Origin of the sequence: Colwellia sp. E2M01 (assembly GCF_018860585.1) — a bacterium.
GTDB lineage: Bacteria > Pseudomonadota > Gammaproteobacteria > Enterobacterales > Alteromonadaceae > Colwellia.
In genome coordinates this window covers 122,346-142,416 of sequence record NZ_JAHKPR010000041.1, presented here as the reverse complement: position 1 = coordinate 142,416, position 20,071 = coordinate 122,346, and the positions used below count along the sequence as shown (strand labels likewise).

Annotated in this window: 18 protein-coding genes and 1 tRNA gene; 7 read left to right on the top strand and 12 right to left on the bottom strand. The window is 35.7% G+C overall.

The window, feature by feature from the left end; translation table 11 throughout:
* Positions 1 to 111: 111 nt before the first annotated feature.
* The 5 genes from KO502_RS09525 to thrS all read right to left on the bottom strand — a co-directional run bounded on the left by KO502_RS09525 (position 112) and on the right by thrS (position 4,881).
* Complete coding sequence (locus KO502_RS09525) at positions 112 to 1,215, bottom strand: phosphoribosylaminoimidazolesuccinocarboxamide synthase (RefSeq protein ID WP_216022348.1); 1,104 nt, start codon at positions 1,213 to 1,215, stop codon at positions 112 to 114.
* A 224-nt stretch (positions 1,216 to 1,439) separates the two neighbouring features.
* A complete protein-coding gene (gene rplT, locus KO502_RS09520; RefSeq protein WP_019029134.1) occupies positions 1,440 to 1,799 on the bottom strand; it encodes a 50S ribosomal protein L20 in 360 nt (119 codons plus the stop codon).
* A 16-nt stretch (positions 1,800 to 1,815) separates the two neighbouring features.
* A complete protein-coding gene (rpmI, locus tag KO502_RS09515; protein ID WP_033094689.1) occupies positions 1,816 to 2,010 on the bottom strand; it encodes a 50S ribosomal protein L35 in 195 nt (64 codons plus the stop codon).
* Between the two features lie 191 nt (positions 2,011 to 2,201).
* The gene (gene infC, locus KO502_RS09510) at positions 2,202 to 2,759 is read right to left on the bottom strand and encodes a translation initiation factor IF-3 (RefSeq protein WP_216022339.1); all 558 of its coding nucleotides are present in this window, start codon (positions 2,757 to 2,759) and stop codon (positions 2,202 to 2,204) included.
* A 211-nt stretch (positions 2,760 to 2,970) separates the two neighbouring features.
* Positions 2,971 to 4,881 carry a threonine--tRNA ligase gene (gene thrS, locus KO502_RS09505; RefSeq protein ID WP_216022338.1) on the bottom strand — a complete coding sequence of 637 codons (1,911 nt, stop codon included), beginning with the start codon at positions 4,879 to 4,881 and terminating at the stop codon, positions 2,971 to 2,973.
* Positions 4,882 to 5,234: 353 nt separating this feature from the next.
* Between thrS and KO502_RS09500 the strand changes: the two genes are divergently transcribed.
* Positions 5,235 to 5,972: a hypothetical protein gene (locus tag KO502_RS09500; protein WP_216022337.1), complete on the top strand. Its 738-nt coding sequence runs from the start codon at positions 5,235 to 5,237 to the stop codon at positions 5,970 to 5,972.
* Positions 5,973 to 6,122: 150 nt separating this feature from the next.
* On the opposite strand, the gene KO502_RS09495 is transcribed toward KO502_RS09500, so the two are convergent.
* A complete protein-coding gene (locus tag KO502_RS09495; RefSeq protein ID WP_216022336.1) occupies positions 6,123 to 7,814 on the bottom strand; it encodes an NAD(P)/FAD-dependent oxidoreductase in 1,692 nt (563 codons plus the stop codon).
* A 148-nt stretch (positions 7,815 to 7,962) separates the two neighbouring features.
* On the opposite strand from KO502_RS09495, the gene fdxA reads away from it, so the two are divergent.
* The 6 genes from fdxA (at position 7,963) to ttcA (ending at position 13,971) form a co-directional block, all read left to right on the top strand.
* On the top strand, positions 7,963 to 8,298 hold the full coding sequence (gene fdxA / locus KO502_RS09490) for a ferredoxin FdxA (protein ID WP_216022335.1): 336 nt from the start codon (positions 7,963 to 7,965) through the stop codon (positions 8,296 to 8,298).
* A gap of 224 nt (positions 8,299 to 8,522) precedes the next feature.
* Positions 8,523 to 8,717 carry a CPXCG motif-containing cysteine-rich protein gene (locus tag KO502_RS09485; RefSeq protein ID WP_216022334.1) on the top strand — a complete coding sequence of 65 codons (195 nt, stop codon included), beginning with the start codon at positions 8,523 to 8,525 and terminating at the stop codon, positions 8,715 to 8,717.
* A 292-nt stretch (positions 8,718 to 9,009) separates the two neighbouring features.
* The gene (locus KO502_RS09480) at positions 9,010 to 10,392 is read left to right on the top strand and encodes an MATE family efflux transporter (protein ID WP_216022333.1); all 1,383 of its coding nucleotides are present in this window, start codon (positions 9,010 to 9,012) and stop codon (positions 10,390 to 10,392) included.
* Between the two features lie 206 nt (positions 10,393 to 10,598).
* A tRNA-Val gene (locus tag KO502_RS09475) sits at positions 10,599 to 10,673 on the top strand.
* Between the two features lie 817 nt (positions 10,674 to 11,490).
* Positions 11,491 to 12,615 (top strand): DUF3083 family protein, encoded by a 1,125-nt coding sequence (locus tag KO502_RS09470; RefSeq protein WP_216022332.1) that lies wholly within the window; start codon positions 11,491 to 11,493, stop codon positions 12,613 to 12,615.
* Positions 12,616 to 13,071: 456 nt separating this feature from the next.
* Positions 13,072 to 13,971 (top strand): tRNA 2-thiocytidine(32) synthetase TtcA, encoded by a 900-nt coding sequence (gene ttcA / locus KO502_RS09465; protein WP_216022331.1) that lies wholly within the window; start codon positions 13,072 to 13,074, stop codon positions 13,969 to 13,971.
* A gap of 144 nt (positions 13,972 to 14,115) precedes the next feature.
* Here the strand turns inward: ttcA and KO502_RS09460 are convergent, their stop codons facing one another.
* The 6 genes from KO502_RS09460 to KO502_RS09435 all read right to left on the bottom strand — a co-directional run bounded on the left by KO502_RS09460 (position 14,116) and on the right by KO502_RS09435 (position 19,864).
* Positions 14,116 to 15,027 (bottom strand): glucosaminidase domain-containing protein, encoded by a 912-nt coding sequence (locus KO502_RS09460; RefSeq protein WP_252730699.1) that lies wholly within the window; start codon positions 15,025 to 15,027, stop codon positions 14,116 to 14,118.
* Positions 15,028 to 15,046: 19 nt separating this feature from the next.
* Positions 15,047 to 15,934: a hypothetical protein gene (locus KO502_RS09455; protein ID WP_216022330.1), complete on the bottom strand. Its 888-nt coding sequence runs from the start codon at positions 15,932 to 15,934 to the stop codon at positions 15,047 to 15,049.
* A gap of 231 nt (positions 15,935 to 16,165) precedes the next feature.
* Entirely contained in the window at positions 16,166 to 17,734 is a 1,569-nt protein-coding gene (locus tag KO502_RS09450; protein ID WP_216022329.1) for a flavodoxin domain-containing protein, read from the bottom strand.
* A 95-nt stretch (positions 17,735 to 17,829) separates the two neighbouring features.
* On the bottom strand, positions 17,830 to 18,663 hold the full coding sequence (locus KO502_RS09445) for a DUF4198 domain-containing protein (RefSeq protein ID WP_216022328.1): 834 nt from the start codon (positions 18,661 to 18,663) through the stop codon (positions 17,830 to 17,832).
* Positions 18,664 to 18,703: 40 nt separating this feature from the next.
* Positions 18,704 to 19,240, bottom strand: coding sequence for a DUF2271 domain-containing protein (locus tag KO502_RS09440; protein WP_216022327.1), 537 nt, complete (start codon positions 19,238 to 19,240; stop codon positions 18,704 to 18,706).
* Between the two features lie 24 nt (positions 19,241 to 19,264).
* Complete coding sequence (locus tag KO502_RS09435) at positions 19,265 to 19,864, bottom strand: PepSY-associated TM helix domain-containing protein (protein ID WP_216022326.1); 600 nt, start codon at positions 19,862 to 19,864, stop codon at positions 19,265 to 19,267.
* Between the last annotated feature and the right edge of the window lie 207 nt (positions 19,865 to 20,071).

The window sequence follows — 20,071 nt, the reverse complement described above, 5'->3', positions numbered from 1 at the left end:
CCTTGTCATTGCACATCGAGCATAGCTCTGAGTTGGGAAGAAATTTAATCAAATTGGTATAAATAGTTATTGAAACATGAAAACTAAAACATGAAAACTAAAACATGAAAACTAATCAACTAGCTGATATTGCTCACGTAAAATAGTGATAATTTCCGCTTTCGGATTATCAGACAAAACAATTTTTTCACCGGTAATTTTTTCCGCAATGTCGGTATACGTTTTTGAAACGTTCATCAACACAGATAAAGGTAGCTCATTATCACGAGCTAAAGCTTCACGCTCAGGCATACGATCTTTATTTAATAAAATATCTGGATCAGGGAAATGATTAAGTAATAATTGACGGAAGCCCTCTTTCGAGTTTTCAACGACTTTACCATCACGATACGCTGCACCATCCCATATACGTGAAGAGTCAGGCGTTCCAACTTCGTCCATATAAATAAGTTTATCGTTACCGTTCACGTCTTTTACATAACCAAACTCAAATTTTGTATCAACAAATACTTGGTCAATTTTCGCTAACGCATTAGAGATAACATCAAAGCCTTCAGTTAATAACTTTTCATAAAGCGCAATGTCAGCAACCGACTTAAAATTAAAAGCGGTAAAATTTTCTTCAATATTTTTACGGGTAATATTCACATCATCAACAGCAGGAACTCCTGGAATACCTTCTAAAATACCTTTAGTTGATGGCGTTTGTAAAAGCTCAGGTAACTTACTGTCTTTTGCTAAACCTTCTGGTAATTCAATACCACAAAAATCTCGCTCGCCTTTAGTATAAGCGCGCCACATAGAACCGGTAATATATTGACGACAAATGGCTTCAATCATTACAGGTTTGGCTTTTTGTACAATCCAGACAAATGGGTGCGGAATATCTAAAATATGACTATCAGCTAAGCCTTGCTCTTTAAATAATTTAAACCAGTGATTAGAGATAGCGTTTAATGCAGCACCTTTACCAGGTACGCCACGCATATCGTTTTCGCCCTTCCAAATACAATCAAACGCTGAAATACGATCACTTATCACCATAATGGCTAATGAAGTATCACTCGGTACATCATAGCCCTTTTCTTCAATTAGGCGTTTACTATCAGTTTCAGTTAACCAGTAGACAGAGCGTACTTTACCGCTATGAACAGGCGCATCAGTACGAATAGGAAGATCATTATTAACGGCTAAAACTTTATCAGCTAAGTTCATCATTATTTCTCTTGATTAAATTATCAAATAATTAATTGTTAATGCTAATTCATAAATTAGCTTATTTAACTAACACTACTAGTATTGGGATTATCACTTTTTTTCACATTAAAAAGCATTAATAATGTTAGCTAAATATTTTATTTTAAAAAGTAAAAAGGACGCTATAAAGCGTCCTTTTTTCAAGTCTAGTTAACTATGTTAACCAAACTTACATTCTTAACTTAAGCAGCTAAAGAAGCTTGCGCTTTTTCAACTAAGAAAGTAAATGCTGCTTTATCGTATACTGCGATGTCAGCTAGGATCTTACGATCAATTTCAATAGAAGCCTTTTTAAGACCATTAATGAATTTGCTGTAAGATAAACCATTTTGACGAGCTGCTGCGTTTATACGAGCGATCCAAAGCTGACGGAATTGACGTTTACGTTGACGACGATCGCGGTAAGCGTATTGACCTGCTTTAGTTACTGCTTGGAAAGCAACACGATAAACACGACTACGTGCACCGTAATAACCTTTAGCTTGCTTTAGAACCTTTTTGTGACGTGCACGAGCTTGTACACCACGTTTTACTCTAGCCATTTTCTATATCTCCTAATTAACCGTGACGTAAAAGTTTTTTAACTGACTTAATGTCAGATGCGGCGATCATGCATTTAGCACGAAGATGACGCTTAACTTTAGTACGACGCTTAGTCAAGATATGACGAAGGCCAGCTTGTTTGAACTTGTAGCCTGAGGCTGTTTTTTTAAAGCGCTTTGCAGCACCTTTATTGGTTTTCATTTTAGGCATGTGAATAACTCTCAAATGTATATCTTTCTATAAAAGAAGATATATGCCAAATATTAAGTAGCGAGGGCGAAAATGACTTTGCGAACATAAATGTTAGCGTAATCACTTTACTTGCAAGCCTTTACTACCAGCGTAAAGATAAAGTTGGTGAATAAGTGAGTTAACCCACTTATTACTTGTCAAACCAAGTATTATCTATTTTTAGGGGCTAGAACCATCACCATTTGACGCCCTTCCGCTCTACGCGGGAAGAACTCAAGTACAGTTAACTCTTCTAAATCGTTTTTAACACGGGTTAAAAGTTGTAAACCTAACTCTTGGTGGGCCATTTCACGGCCACGGAAACGTAATGTTACCTTGACCTTGTCGCCGCCTTCTAAAAAGCGTTTCAGGTTACGTAATTTCACCTGATAATCGCCTTCATCTGTACCAGGACGGAATTTAATTTCCTTAACCTGTATTTGTTTCTGGTTTTTACGTTGTTCTTTTTGTTCTTTCGCTTTTTCGTAAATGAATTTACCGTAATCCATTACACGACAAACGGGAGGTTTGGCTGTAGGGCTAATTTCAACAAGATCAACACCCGCTTCATCAGCTTGGTCCATCGCTTCATCTAAAGTAACGATGCCACCAGGCTCTCCATCAAATTTAATTAATCGAACTTCGTTATTTAGTATATCTGTAATTAACTCATTTAAACGATGAGCTGGCTCTTTACGCCCGCCTCGTTGTCCACCTTTAATAGCCATGTTCCTCCTACAGAAACTCTTTTTGTTAACATAAATATTGATATTTAACGCTATTTCGTTGTTGTCAGTGCTCATTGACATTCGTCAACTCCGCACTTCCGCCTCGAAATAGAGCTAAATAGCGGCTATTTAAGTTACAAAACTGTGTAAATTAAATAACCTTTATTTTAAAGTGATAAAAAATTATTAATTATCACTTCTAAATGTCTGTTTATACTCGTGTATTAACTTCTTCGCTTATTTTTGCGATAAAGCTATCAACAGACATTTTTCCTAAATCTTCACCACTACGAGTTCGTACTGCAATTTCGCCAGCTTCCATCTCTTTATCACCAACAACTAACAAATATGGAACTCGCTTCAAAGTGTGCTCGCGGATTTTAAAGCCTATCTTCTCATTTCTCAAGTCTAATTTTGCTCTAAAGCCATTTTCTTTGAGTTTTTTGACGATTTCTTCACAATATGGTGCTTGTTTATCGGTAATATTCATAATTGTCGCTTGAATTGGCGATAACCATGTTGGGAACTTACCTGAATACTCTTCGATTAAAATACCGATAAAGCGCTCAAGTGAACCTAAAATAGCTCTGTGGATCATTACCGGAATATATCTTTCGTTGTCTTCACCAACATAAGTTGCGCCTAAACGCTCTGGTAATGCAAAGTCTAATTGCACTGTGCCACATTGCCAGCCACGACCTAAACAGTCCATTAAGGTAAATTCAATTTTAGGTCCGTAAAAAGCACCTTCACCTGGTAGGTATTCAAATTTAATGTCGTTATCTTTTAATGCTTGCGCTAAACCAGCTTCAGCTTTATCCCAAATTTCATCACTGCCGATGCGTTTTTCTGGACGAGTTGACAATTTAACAACAATATCTTCAAAACCAAACGAGCCGTAAACATCGTATACCATTTGAATACACTTACTTACTTCTTCTTGAACTTGAGATTCCATACAGAAAATATGGGCATCATCTTGAGTAAAGCCACGAACGCGCATTAACCCATGTAATGAGCCTGATGGTTCGTTACGATGACAACAACCAAACTCAGCCATACGTAATGGTAAATCACGGTAAGACTTTAAACCTTGGTTAAATATTTGCACATGACCTGGACAGTTCATTGGTTTAATCGCGTATTCACGTTTTTCCGACGTTGTCGTAAACATGTTTTCTGCGTATTTTTCCCAGTGACCTGATTTTTCCCAAAGTACTCGATCCATCATTAATGGACCTTTTACTTCGTCATAATCATATTCATGTAATTTTTCACGAATGAATTTTTCTAATTCTGTGTAGATTGTCCAACCGTCGTTATGCCAAAACACCATACCAGGTGCTTCTTCTTGCCAATGGAATAAATCTAACGTTTTACCTATTTTACGGTGATCGCGTTTTTCAGCTTCTGCTAAGCGTACAATGTAAGCTTTAAGTTGCTTTTTATCTGCCCACGCTGTGCCGTATATACGTTGCAACATTTTGTTGTCTGAATCACCACGCCAATAAGCACCAGCAACTTTCATTAATTTAAAGTGATGACAATGACGCATGCTTGGCACGTGAGGACCACGACACATATCAATGTATTCTTGGTGGTGATATAACGCTGGCGTATCAGATTTGTCGATGTTTTCATCAAGAATTTGTAATTTGTAAGTTTCTCCACGCTCAGCAAATGCATCATACGCATCTTGCCAAGTACCTACTTTCTTGACAACTTCATAACCAGTACGGGCTAATTCAGTCATACGTTTTTCAAGTTTAACTAAATCTTCTTCACTAATAGATTCATCAAGATCAACATCATAATAAAAGCCATTATCAATGGTTGGCCCGATTGCCATTTTAACATTTGGGTATAACTGCTTAATTGCATGCCCTAATAAATGTGCACAAGAGTGACGAATAATTTCAAGACCTTCACTGTCTTTACTGGTGATAAGTTGTAAAGCCGCGTCTTGGGTGATTAATTCACACGCATCAACAAGATTGCCGTCGATACGACCAGCAATGGTAGCTTTTGCTAAACCAGGACCAATGTCCATGGCAACATCCATTACAGATACAGCTTGTTCGAAAGAGCGTTGAGAACCGTCAGGGAGAGTAATTACAGGCATGATTTTTCCTTATTCAGTGGCGGCGCATACCAAGCGTCGCTTGAATTATTTAATATTTAAAAATAAATGGTATTGGCAGTCGCGTCATGCGGTTACCTACTAATGTTCATCCTGAACATAAAAAAGAGCCTATAGCTCTTTTTTAAATTTTTTTTATTTACATCGGTAATTGTAAAAGCCTTATCCTTTTTAAACAAGGACTTTAACAATAATTAATCCCTTTAGTTATATTTATTAGTTTACTTACTACAAAAAATAGCAATTCAGACAAACAACCTATAATAACGTTTTGTTTATAGTAATCATTTACACTTTAGGTGCTAGTATAGAGAATAAAGCCATTAACAATTTTTATGATGACACTATTACCTTTACTTATACCTTTACTTAGTAGCCTTATTTTTGTTTTCTTTTCGCACAACATTTTTGCCAATACAACTCCGGCTTTAACTGCAGATGTTCCTTGGAAAGTTTGGCAAGAAAATAATGAACAAAGTGTGAGTTATCGCCCAGTTACTCTTCAGGATGAACAACTAATCGAGATACGAGCTACTGCGAAAGTAAAATCAAGCTTGTCTGGTTTCTTATACTTTTTAGAGACTGTAACGAACACACCTAATTGGGTGGTTAATGCAACTGAAAGTAAAATATTAACGCAACACACTACTGCTAATACGACTTTCTATATAAAAATGACAACAATGTGGCCGTTTAAACCAAGGGTTTTATTATTAAACTCACAATATTGGCAAAACGATGATCTGAGCCTTCATATCAAAATAACTGATATTACTCCTGAATCTGTACAACAAAAGATGCTAGCAAACGATATTGATGTCACTGAATATCTACAAGTAAAAGTCCACGATGCTTATTGGCAGATCGCTCCAATTAAAGATAACCCTGCTGAGATCCTTATTGAATATGTGTTTATCGCTGATGGTAGAGGTAAAATACCTAGTTGGTTAGCAGATCATGTCGCATTAAAATCCATTTGGAAAAGTATGCGTAATCTTAAACAGTATTTACCCGATGAAAAATGGCAGAGTAAACCCACTATTACGGGATTAATTGAAGCTGATGATAGATAGGTAAATCGTTAGAATGATATTGCACACAATAACACTCTAACATTTAGTAAAACTGATGAATTTCATCCTTTATACTTGGTACATATAGGCTTAATTATTTTTAGGCATACTTCTTTTAAAGCTAATCATTATAGACTTAATAGTTTAGCGCTATTGCTCTGCCATTATCGCTAACGCCATCGCTTCAGCAACTTTAATACCGTCAATGCCTGCAGATAAAATACCACCTGCATAACCTGCGCCCTCACCGGCTGGGTATAACCCCTGCGTATTAAGACTTTGTAAAGTTGTTTTATCACGGGTAATTTGAATCGGTGAAGAAGTTCTTGTTTCAACCGCCGTTAAGGTAGCATCATTCATTGAGAAGCCTTGAATTTTCTTATTAAACGCTGGTAATGCTTCTCTGATTGCTGCAACAGCATAATCAGGTAGGGTTTCACTTAAGTCACAATAAGTTACCCCAGGCTTATAAGATGGTGTAACGCTACCATGTTCGCCACTTTTACGTCCTGCTAAAAAATCACCTACAAGCTGCACTGGCGCATCATAACTTTCTCCGCCAATTTTAAAAGCTTTTTCTTCTAACTTACGTTGAAATTCCATACCCGCTAATACGTAATCTCTGTTTGATGCAAATTCACCTGTAATATAATCACTTGGCTCAATACCTACAACAATTGCACTATTAGCATTGCGTTCATGGCGAGAGTATTGGCTCATGCCATTGGTCACTAATCTACCTTCTTCTGAAGCTGCGGCAACTACAGTTCCACCTGGACACATACAGAAACTGTAAACAGAACGACCATTACTACAATGATGTACTAGTTTATAATCTGCCGCACCTAAAATTTCATTGCCAGCATTATCGCCAAAACGCGCTTCATCTATAACTGATTGTTCATGCTCAATTCTAAAACCAACCGAAAAAGGTTTCGCTTTAATATAAACGCCTTCATCAAATAACATACTAAAGGTATCGCGAGCACTGTGACCAATAGCTAAAGCAATATGATTAGTTTCAATATGTTCACCGCTATGTAATGTTAAGCCGGTTACTTTTTTGTTTTGGTAGCCATCAATACCTGCTATAGAAAACTCATTTGTTAAGGTATCACCATTTACATCAACAAAATGAATTTTATCTACACGTTGATCAAACCTAACTTCACCGCCCAATTCAAAAATTTTGGCACGCATTTGCTCAACCATGGTCACCAATTTAAAGGTACCAATGTGTGGCTTACTTACATATAAAATTTCTTCTGGTGCGCCTGCATCAACAAATTCATGCAGCACTTTACGACTATAATGTTTTGGATCTTTTACTTGGCTATATAATTTGCCATCAGAGAATGTACCTGCACCGCCTTCACCAAACTGTACATTAGACTCGGTATTTAATATTTTTTTACGCCAAAAACCAAAGGTATCTTTAGTGCGTTGCCTTACTTCTTGACCACGTTCAAGAATAATAGGCTTAAAGCCCATTTGTGCTAATACTAAACCAACAAATAAACCACACGGACCCATACCAATAACCACTGGACGTTTTTTTAGGTTTTCAGGGGCTTGTGCGACAAATTTATATGCCATATCAGGTGTTGGCTTCACTTGGTTGTCATCATTAAACGTGGTCAATAACTTATCGTTCAACGTTGTTTCAACGTCCAAAGTATAAATAAGAATAATATTCGTTTTTTTGCGGGCATCATAACCTCGTTTAAACACGGTAAAATTAACGAGTTGATCAGTGGTTATTGAAAGCTTTGCTAAAATAGCTTGCTCAAGTTCGTGTTCTTGATGGTCAAGCGCGAGTTTAATATTGGTTAAACGAATCATTCTTTTTGAGATCCAACAGGAGAAGTGTAATATTTTTCTGTATTTTACCTGTCCATTATCATTTTATAAACAAGAGATTGAAATTGTGCTCAACAAAGGTATGATCTACACAATCCATTAGGCGCAATTAACAATAGTAAAAATCATCATGGCATTTGTAGTAACCGATAACTGTATATTATGTAAATACACTGACTGCGTAGCAGTGTGCCCTGCCGATGCCTTTTATGAAGGGCCAAATTTTTTAGTGATTAACCCTGATGACTGTATTGATTGTGATTTATGCCCAGTTGAATGCCCTGCTGATGCTATTTACCAAGAAGATGAAGTACCTGAAGATCAAAAGGATTTTATTGAACTTAACGCTGAATTATCCAAACATTGGCCAAGAATCACCGAAGTAAAACCGCCATTAGAGGATGCTAAAAAATGGGACGGGATCAGTGATAAAATACAATACCTTGATACCGATTTAGACGAATAATCCAAACTCCCCCCTGAAATACTCTTCAATAAAAGTACTTAAGACAATCCCGTTTAATAAAATAAACGAATAAAATTAGTTACAAGAAACGTCTTCATTTTTTAACTGTTTATTTGCCTAATAAGACTAAAATTAGCCATACTACATACATATTAAACATCTAAATTATTTAGTTAAAAAACAAAGTTAAACATATATTTTTATTTTATTGACGGAGTAGACTAATGACCACTCAACTCAGTGAAAAACGTATTACTTGTCCACATTGCGGCCACCATCTACATACCACTATTGATAGCTCAGCAGGCGATCAAGATTATTACGACGAGTGCCCAGCTTGTTGCAATGAAATTCACTATCATTTACATATAGATGAATACCGAAAAACTATTCAGTTGTCTGTTGATAGTGATGATTAAACTAGCAATGTTAAGTAATTACCATTAAATATATGATGAATTAATTTCAATAAACCTCAACTTTAGATTGTCTCATTGCGGATTTACAATATGCAGAATTAAAACTCAATTAAACCTCAATTAAAATCCTTTCTCGATCATGATATTTGCCTTGTTTGCGTACTTTATCTCAATTATCATGCTTACTCCTTAATAGCTCAGACTTAACACTTTCTTCAGCTATTCCTTTACCTTAAAGTTGCATTAATATCGCCCTAACAACGCAGTACTTTTGCAGGAAGTTACTCAACGTATGAATCTCACTGGTTTTTTCAGTCATAGTAAAAGTTTATTAAAACTTACTTATCCTATTTTAGTCGCACAATTAATCCAACACCTTATGGGCTTTGTTGACATTGTTATGGCTGGGCAAGTTAGCACCGTCGATTTAGCGGCTGTCGCGATAGCTAGTAGTATTTGGCTGCCACTCATCTTAACTATCTACGGTTTAATGATGGCTTTAGCTGCCATTGTTTCTCATCTTTCAGGGGCAAAAAAATACACCGACGTTGTCGAGCAAACATACCAAACCGCATGGATAGGCTTAGCGCTAGGTTTATCCTTAATAGGGCTTTACTACCTTGTAACACCACTTATTATCCCCTTTGTGACTTTAGAGGAAAACCTTGGAGCCTTGATGTTTGGCTATTTAGAATTTGTAGTGTGGGGGGCGCCGGGTTATTGCTTATACTTAGTATTACGAAATTATTCTGAAGGATTATCCTACACCAAGCCAACAATGATCATCAGCATTATAGGTTTAATCATAAATATTCCCGCTAATTATATTTTTATTTATGGCAAGTTTGGTATGCCTGAATTAGGTGGCGCAGGTTGTGGTGTTGCCACCGCTATTGTTTATTGGGTTATGTTTGTTGGTATGTTTATTTACGCTGTTTATTCAAAAGTACTTAAACAGGCAAGTTTATTTAACGCTTTTTATTGGCCTGTCTGGCGTGAAATTAAATATATACTCGCCTTAGGGATCCCTATTGCTTTGTCTTTACTGTTTGAAGTAAGTCTATTTGCTGTTGTATCCATAATATTAATCCCATTTGGTGTAGAGGTGGTTGCTAGTCATCAAATCGCTTTAAATTTCACCGGCCTTATTTTTATGGTACCGCTAAGTATTGCGATGGCAACCACGATAAAGGTTGGTTATGCCATTGGTAATGACAATATACAACAAGCCCGTGATTACAGTATTTATGCTATTATTTTAGGATTATTATTCGCCTGTATTACCGCAACAATTACCGTGCTATTTCGTGTTGATATTGCTCAAATATACAGTAACGACTTACCGGTAATAGAACTAGCGGCAAGTTTAATGCTATTAGCCACTATTTGGCAATTTTCAGACAGCATACAAGTAGTATGTGCTGGCGCATTACGCGGTTATAAAGATACTAAAGCTATTTTGTATATTACCTTTATCTCTTACTGGATTATTGGTTTACCGGTAGGTTTGATTTTAGGTGTAACTGATTGGTTTATGCCTCATATGGGCGCTTATGGTTTATGGATTGGCTTTATTGTAGGTTTAACTGTGTCGGCCATACTGTTGTCTTGGCGTTTACGTATAATTCAACAACGCATTGTGAATAAAGTAACAACTAAAACTGTTAATGTATAAGTTTCATGTTGCTATATTCTACCTGATGCAGATGCTGTTTTAATCACTTTGACGATAAAAACAGCATAAAGTATTACTTTTCAAATGATTTGAATAAAACTGCTTGCAAGGCGATAAACCAAAAGCTAATATGTCGCCTCGTTGACAAACCAACGTTTTGTTTACTAAATGGTTAATATAAATGATTTAGTGAAAACAATAAATCTGCGCGGTTAGCTCAGTGGTAGAGTCCTCGCCTGACTTGCGAGTTGTCAAGTGTTCGAATCACTTACCGCGCACCATATAAGTAAAACAAAAAAACCGCTTAATAGCGGTTTTTTTGTGTCTTTTTAAACAACTTTTTTGCATAAGCTATCGCTATAATTTGATACCAATTTAAATTAAAGCTTAAACTTAATCATTATACCAAGTCCGTTAAATTACTGATCACCTGTACTGGTTAAAATACTTAAACCCTACGTTCCTTTCAATCGCAATAACCAGTTATTACTCAATCAAGCGCCTTGTCTTTAAATATTTTCCCTTCGCACAGCTAGACCAGAAAATTATCGGAATTGGTATTATTTCCATTAATACTATATATAAAAACCTTATATTTAATATTATTGGGATATCCCATTTATTACGTCGAATATCCTCATTGATATATTAGATTACAATTAAAACACTTGATACTTCACTAAATATACTAGCTTTGCTCATTACTGTAATGTTAATATCAAAAAGAATGTTAATTTTATGATAATGTATTGACTTAAAGTTAGTTAATATCATTTATATAGATGATAAATTTAAAGAATATGTATTCTTAATTTACGCTTACTAATTAAAATAACTAATCAATTAATTTAAAAATCCTTAACAGAATAACCTTTCTGTTCGTTTTTAAATAAGTTATAAGTAAGTTATGAAATAGATATTTTAAAGAGACTGTAAAGCTGTTTAGTGCTTTACCTGTATCGTAGATGATCAAAATAAATGTGCAATGCAAATAACAGTGTTGCTTTGTAAGCTTCCTCAAGTGTTAAACATAAACATTGTGTGCCGAAGTCATTACAATAATAAATATAAGTACAATCGACTAAATAAGGAATAAAAATGATAAATTCAAGTTCTGTTTTTCGCAGACACCGTGCATCAGTTAAGGTTTACGTACCGAAAGTATCTCGTGACAATCATTACTTAATCGCCGAAATGCCACTAACAGATAAACTGATCGAATTAGTTGTTGGCAAGATTGATACATCAGAAGACAAACCTTATCAAAAGTTTTATCAAAAACTAGGTAGACTTGCCTTAAACGCTGTTGAAGAATGTGACATAGCTCATGCTAACTTTGTAGCAAACAATCGTCTAGTTCGTGTTCGTCATAATGAAGAACAACAAGTTTTACATACTGAAAAACAATCATTCTTCTTTTATAGCCCTCTTCATAACAGTACGTTTAAAGGTTATTTTGATGGTGCTGTTCGCTCAAACAAAATAAAATTTCTTTTCTTGGCAACGGGCGATAACTTACGCGAAGATGCAGCGGAGTTTCATGAAAAGGTTATTTCTGCCGTTGAGTTAATTTCAACGCGAATTGGCCTTGAAAAAGATGATTTAAAGGTTCGTGATCATCAGCACCTAACTTATGATATTTTTGCTCGTCAAAAAGGCAACAAAGAAAGTATTACTCATACTTTTAGAGAAATATCAGCTCGTTATTTACATCAAGGCTACCCTGTACCTGAAACCGCATCAGCTATTACTTATGCGGTAGTAAGTATGCCAATGACTAGACGTTTACTTAAAGATACAAAAATTGACTACGATGCTGAAAAACCATTTGAAGTACTGTATGAAAAAATATCAGCAGCTTTTACAAACGCAGTTGAAAAACATCACCTTAAACATGCGACTATGCTAGCAAACGGTATGTCACCAATCGTTCGTCTTGATAAAGAAAAACAAACAATCATTAATGGCGATATTATTTCATTAGGATATGATCCAGAAGAAGAAGGTGCTGACATCTCTTCACAATGGGAAGGTGATAAGTTAGTTGATACAGTTCAATTAATTTTTTGTGCAACTAACTCAGACGAAACCCATAATACTTATGGTAAATTTGTTAATACGGTTACCCAAGCAATTAATACGATGGCTGAAGACTTAAACTGGAATAAAGAACGTGACTATTTATTAATGCGTTTAAACCAACAGTTACTTCGTCGTATATAGTTTCTCTTTTATTGTTTTTAGTTAGCCTTTAAATTACTAACCTATGTAGACAAAAATAGTTAGACTAATAAGAGTTAAGCTCAGTATTTATATTACTGAACTTAACTCTTTTTTTTAGCCTTTATTTAACTTTATATCACTAACCTGAAATCGGTTTAAGATATTTTTAACCTATTGAAATTATTTATAATATTATTTTATCTAACACTCTATCTTGGTAGTTTCTTTAAGTACTTTAGTAAAATAAGCAAGGCAAATTTCGCGTCAATAGCTGGCCATTGGGATTGATAGCAACACGGCTCTGGAGTATTTTAACCCGTACAAGTGAACAAAAACTTAATGAAATTAGCATTAGCTACTTTTTCTAGTTCAACACACAGTATTTGCATCTTTAACTAGAGCAGGTATATACTTCACGTTTTTTACTATTCCACTTATCAAAGGCTTTAATTTATCATGGCTGTATTAGACGCCCCTAAACTCTCTACTAATCAAAACAAGTTAATTAAAAAGCTTAGACGAAATGTAGGTAAAGCTATTTTCGATTACAACATGATTGAAGAAGGCGACGTAGTAATGGCCGCTATAAGTGGAGGCAAAGACTCTTTTGCCATGCTAGATATATTAATTGCCTTACAAAAATCAGCTCCTATAGATTTTAAAGTAGTAGCTGTTAACTTAGATCAAAAGCAACCAGGCTTTCCTGAGCATATATTACCAGCATATTTTGAATCCCTAGATATCCCTTATTACATAGTAGATAAAGACACTTACTCTGTCGTTAAGGCTAAAATTGATGAAGGAAAAACCACTTGTGGCTTATGTTCACGATTACGCCGCGGTACTTTATATTCGTTTGCTGAATCGATAGGAGCAACGAAAATAGCATTAGGTCATCATATGGATGACATGGTTGAAACCCTGTTTTTGAATATGTTTTTTGGCTCAAAAATGAAAAGTATGCCACCTAAACTATTATCTGACGACAAACGAAATGTTGTAATTCGCCCATTAGCTTATTGTCGTGAAAAAGACCTAATCAAATTTGCCAATTTCAAAGAGTTCCCTATTATTCCGTGTAATTTGTGTGGTTCACAAGAGAATTTGCAAAGGCAAAACGTTAAAGCCATGTTGACGGATTGGGACGCAAAAACACCCGGTAGAGTTGAAGCTATTTTTAACTCAATTAAAAATGTTAGCTTAAGCCAATTAGCCGATACTAATTTGTTTGATTTTCAAAACTTAACTATTGATCGTTCAACTAAAAAAGAAGAATATGAATTTGAAAAAGAACATGTATCATCTTCTAATATTAATATTGATGAGTCGCTATATATTAACGTGACTAACTTATAGAAATATATTGTATAGAATTATCGCTGTATTATTGAAATTGGTCATACGACAGATAATAAAAAACGGTCAATATGAAATATCATACTGACCGTTTTTTATTTTTAATCACTTAAGCTAGTAACACTTTACTAGTCACTAAAACCCTTATGACTGATTATCTTGAGCGAAGTAACGTTTGTTATGACGCAGCATATCTGTAAGCTCTAACACGTAATGGGCTCCTCTTTGTGAGTAAGGTAATAGGCCTGTAGCTAATACTTCAGCATCTAACGGTTGATCTTGAGCTCTTAATTCTGCACGTATAATTCTAAACACATGATAAGCATTATGTGTATTGATGTTATTAAAGTAGCCTGAAATAGCAGAGTCGACACTTTGAAAAGCAGCAACTTCATGTTTTGCTCCGCTATCACGACCATTTGGTACCATGCCACAACCGCGCTTATAACACCAAATACCAAAGAAGTTTAAACCTACCCGAGCAAAACGCGATGTGCCCCAGGCCGATTCATTTGCCGCCTGCACTAATACCAGTGAAGTTGGAATAACATCAACACGCATAAGTAAATCGTTAATTTGCTGTAATAATGATGCACTTTCATTTACACGATAAGCAGTAACAAGGCTTTGCACCTCAGCTGCTTCCTCTGCTGTTAATCCTAAGCCTAAAGATATTTGCTCATGCCAATACTCAAGTTTATTGCGTTTTTCTTTAAGCTCTTTATTTTTAGCTTCAACAGCTGGACGAATGAAACTAAAGAATTGACGTTTTTTAGTAGGAATATCACTAATAGCAGAGAAGTCAGGTAGCTTCACTTGGTGTAATGGCGCTTCTATAATAACTTCTTTTTCTACTGCCTTAGGGGCTGGTTTAGTTTTACCCTGCTTTTTACGGGTAATTTTAGTTACCGGTTTTCCTGAACTAAGATCAACTGTGACTTCTTTTATGATGACAGTATCATTATTATCTAAGCGATCTGGCTTTAAAAAGGTAAAGGGAGCTACTAGTGCAACAAATATTAAAGTTACTAATATAAAACGAACAAATAACATCATCTATATAAATTCCTTTTAATTAAGCAGAAAATGTATCATCAGAGCCATTATGATCAGAATCTTTAGTCGTATGACTTTTACCTTCAGGTTTTCTGTTAGCTGCGTTTAACTCATTATCATGCTCAAAAGATTCATCACCCGTATTAGTAATCACCAACTCTTTAGCAATAAAAACACCAAAGATATCACGATACAAAATACCTTTAACATTGTAATACCAAGGTGCTAAATAAGTTAAACCAAATAAAAATATTGCAATGCCCAATGGTGCAATTTGTGTTTCTAACAACAAAGCAATGGGCACAAGTAATGACACAAGCGCCATGAAAAGAACGAAGAAAATAACTAATAATGGCAACAATTTGAAGCGCAATGCTTTAACAGATACGATCACCGCTTGTACTGGTGTCATTTTTTTCTCTACAACCAAAGGGATAGTTAGTGATAAAAGTACCGCTAAAATAACACCAGGGATGAGAAAAATTTGTGCGCCAATACTGATAAGTAATGAGGTTAACAACGCACATAACGCTACCCAACTGCCACGGTTTAAAAAGGAGAAGATCATACTGCTTTTAGTGGGTCTATTAATAGCATGATAAACCCCCATCATTTCAATGCCAGCAATAAATGGCCAAACGGCAACGGTGACTACAACATTGATAATTTGCAACATTTCAGGGTTCTCAAAAACCAATTCGATCCCCCCAAAAAAGCTACTGGCAATATATGAAATAATAACACCAAAAAAGAACACGCCAATAAGTGCTATATTAATCGACATTCTCGATTTAAGTGTTTGCTGCCAAGCTTCTGTCAAAACTCCTTTTACATCAACGGAGTATTCACCTTTCACCGCGCTATCAAGGTTGCCACCAACGGATACAATTATATTTTTTTCTGGCAAAACTGCTCCTTTCTCAACAATTTATCTTAAATTGCTGAGCATTGTACTAGAAAAATGAATAGATTGCTCCCTGCTTAAAAGTAACGGTACTAAAGCGAGAACCTCTTATTACTTTCATTAGATATATTACGAATAATGAGTTTAAAAAAGAGGGTTTATGAAACGTATAAAATCTTTATTTATTGAGGCTTAAAGATTAACGTTAACTACAAAAAAGTATTTTCATTAAGACTAATAAACATCACGAATGTAACGCTGCTGCTGTTGCAATTCATCGAGTGTAGATTGCCCTAAAATATCAATTAAAGCTTGTTGTACGCCCTCGCCCATACCAGATAAGGAGCCACAAACATAAATACTAGCACCATCAGCTATCCATTGTTTAACTTGCGACTGCTCTGCCAACAAAATATCTTGAACGTACTTAGTCGTTTGGTTTTCTTTTAGCTTACTTTGCGAATATGCACAACTTAATGTAATTGAATGATCTTTAGTTAAACAATTCAGCTGTTGATTAAGAGGCAGTTGAGGATCATTATGTCGCTCACCAAAAATTAGCCAAGTAGCTGCTTTTTGTTGTTCAGGTAATAATTTATTATTAATTCTCTTATCATTAAAAATAAAGTTACGTGCCGCTATTTGAGCTTTTAAGCCTGCTAAACCACTGCCTGCACCAATCAATATTATTGGTTTATTGTGATCTATATTATGGTGTGAGCTAACATCTCGAATCTGCCCTTCAACAATATCACCTACTTGGCAATAATGACTTAAATAACCAGAAGCTAAACCAAAGGTGGGAGCTTCATCTTTTTCAAGTAAACGTACAATAAGCTCCAGCTGGCCCGATGGTGAAATGGAAGCGACTGAATAACTACGCTTATGCAAATAAGGTAAATTACTAAGTAACTCATCACTTGAGTACGTACAGCTTTCTGGTAGCTCTCTTACTAGTAACCATGTTTTTAATTTTTGTTGATGGCCTTGATAGGTTAACCAAGTATCTCCGTCAAAATTATTTGCCTGTAGCCAAGCATCAACAATGGCAACGGGATGTTGAGGCTGTATGTCAATTAAGTCACCAGCTTGCCATTGAGGACAAGGACCAATACTTTTAAAACTTAATTGCAATAATTTTTCATCATTACAATCAGGGTTAAGTAATTTTCTTTGGCTAAGTTGCCAATATTGTAGTGATTTAACCTTTGGGTTTATTGTTAATTCCTGATCTATTTCTATCCAATCAGGTGTTATATTGGCAAGCTTTGTTGTTTGCTCTTCATAATTATCAACAGCAATAACATCACCTAACGCTTGAGCCCCCGCTGTTAACATTGCTTGGTTAACTTGATAGCCAAAAGCGCAGAACTCTGGGTAAGTACTATCGCCTAAAGCGATAACAGAATATTCTAAATTCGCTAACACTTTGCTTGTGTGATCAAGCTTAGCTTCTTGTTTTTTCTGTTGCTTAAATAGCATTTTATTAAATAATGAGCCATTATCAGGCGCTTCACCATCACCATAAGTACTGACAACAAATAAGATTCTTTCAATGGAAGCCAAGTGTTCAAGTGTTAACGCATTTAACGAGATCACGTTTGTAGTGTTTGATAAATTTAATGCTTGTGCGCAGCGCTCAGCAATAGCCTGTGCATTACCCGTTTGACTAGCATAAGCGATTAATATTGAGGTGTTTTCCGTGGGTGCAATATAACGTCTTGCACGGTGTAAGCGCCACATAAATACACACAATGCTAGCCAAGTAACACTTAATACGGCAATTAATAACAAACTTTGCATAGTAAAACTTTTGTTGGATTGATTTGATAATGATTAAAAAAGAATACCGCTATGTAATAGCGGTATTCTTGGTAGAGATAAGGTGTGTATTAGAATTATTCAGGGAATACAGCGAAAGTTGCACTATAACTACCGGTACGGATAGTTGCAGGTGCTGTTGCTTTGTTGTCTTTGTATTCAGCTTCAATTAAATACATACCGGCTTCTGGCCAAGTAATATTTGCATAACCTTTTGCATCTGTTACTACATCAATTTGCTTTTGATCGTTACGGTAACGAGTTCCACCTTTAACAATAGCTAATTTAACACCTGCAACGGCTTCACCATGGAATAAGAATTGAAACTTAGCTGTTTCACCAGCAAATAAATCATTTGGATGCGTTTCAGGTACTAACTCTAAACCTTTATTTGTTGGTTCAAATACCTTATTGCTCGGCTCACCTGCTGTTACATAGGTTTCAATACGACGGTACGAATCTGATACTTTTAATGAATCTGCATCTTTTGGTACTTCTTTAGCAAAGTCAGCAGCATTCGCTGTTTTGCCACGAGCTGGCCATCTTTTACGTTTGCCTTCACTATCTTTCCATGAAGCACGTAACCCCCCCATAGCATAACCAACTTTATAAGTACCTTCTGTAACTAAGTTTAAATCAAAGGTAGAACGGTATTTACCGGTATGTGCATTGGCTACTTCAACTAACTTACCTGTAGGGTCTTGAGCCATTAAACCTTTCATACGTAATGGCACATGCTCAAATACAAATAATGAGTTTGAAACCGCAGCGTCAAAAGTAACCCAAGGCGCTTCGCCTGATAAACTTGTTGAACTAGGTAATACCCATGCTCGGTGAGCATTAGCGCTAAAGCTTAAGCTTAAAGCTACGCCCAAAGTAAATAGTGTTTTTAATGGTGTAGATATTTTCATTTATAGATCCCTTAACGTTTAAAATTTATTAACTTATTTATTAATTTAGTTTAACTTCAACAGCCCCTAACTCTGAGCTGCCTTGTGCTTGTAATGGGTAATCGCTTGCATTAACAGGTAATACAAGAGGTATATTTACTACTTCTTTACCGCCAACTTCTCTTGACGCTTCAATACGTAACTTATATTCACCTGCTGGCAAACCTTGCAAATGTTTAGCACTTAAATCAATAGCAATAACATGCTTACCAGGTCCTTTAGTTGCTGAGGTTAAACCATCAAATGGTTGCTCTGCTTTTCTGCCAATGCGTCGCCACCATTGACGAATATCTTTGAGCCACTTTTTACCTTCATCTTCTTTCATGTCTAGGTCATACCACAAAGCAATTTGAGTTGCTTTACGGTTGCTATCTTCTAACCAAAGCGCAACATAAGGCTTATGATATTCAGCAACATCCAATCGCGGCAGTTCTACCTCGACAGAAAGGTTATTTTCAGCAGAAGAAATACTACTGAAAGCGGTGGCACTGCAAAATACAGCTAACAATACAGCTTTTAAAAAAACATTACGGTTCATTGATTTTCCTTTTAAATACGATGATTAATGTAAACTAGTTAAAATAATAAATAACGGTATAAGTATGCCTAATGTCACTATTGGCCAAGTTGATAAACGAAAGTTTGCTTGTTTATATAAAAGCCATAAACCGCTTAAACAAAAAATTATTGAAATAGCGGCAAATATATCAATAAACCAACGCCAAGCTTCATTGGTATAACGGCCTTTATGTAGGTCATTAAAAAATGAAATCCAACCGCGATCAGTTCGTTCATAAATAAGTTCGCCAGTTTCAATATCAATTGAAAGCCACGCATCTACACCTGGGTTTGGCATTGATAAATAAAACTCACCGTCATTAAATTCAGCCGTAACGCTCCGAGAAATAGATAAGTCATGCTCAGTTGATAAATACTGACGGATGTTGTCTGGCATAATATCTTGATCCTGTTCAAGTGAACGCCACTTCGCTAATATATCGTCTGGTAATTCCACTTCAATAGTCGTTATATCAGTATTCGCAGGAATATCTCCTGCATGGTTAAGCGTGATCCCCGTCCATGAAAAAAATAACATCCCAATACTACAAATAGCTGCACTGATCCAATGCCACTGACGTGCGCTACCTAAATTTACTTTCATGTATTCTGTGCCTGATGAGTCAAAACTTGCCTTTACGACTTATTGAGTTATTTAAAATAGCCAGACCACTTACCTAAATAGTTAAGTAGTAAGTCGACATTACATAAACCACAATGAAGGCGTCAATATTATTATGCTGCGCACTGTACAAAACAATCAATTCGATGTCAACTAAATAACAATGATTATCATTTGCAAATTTATAGT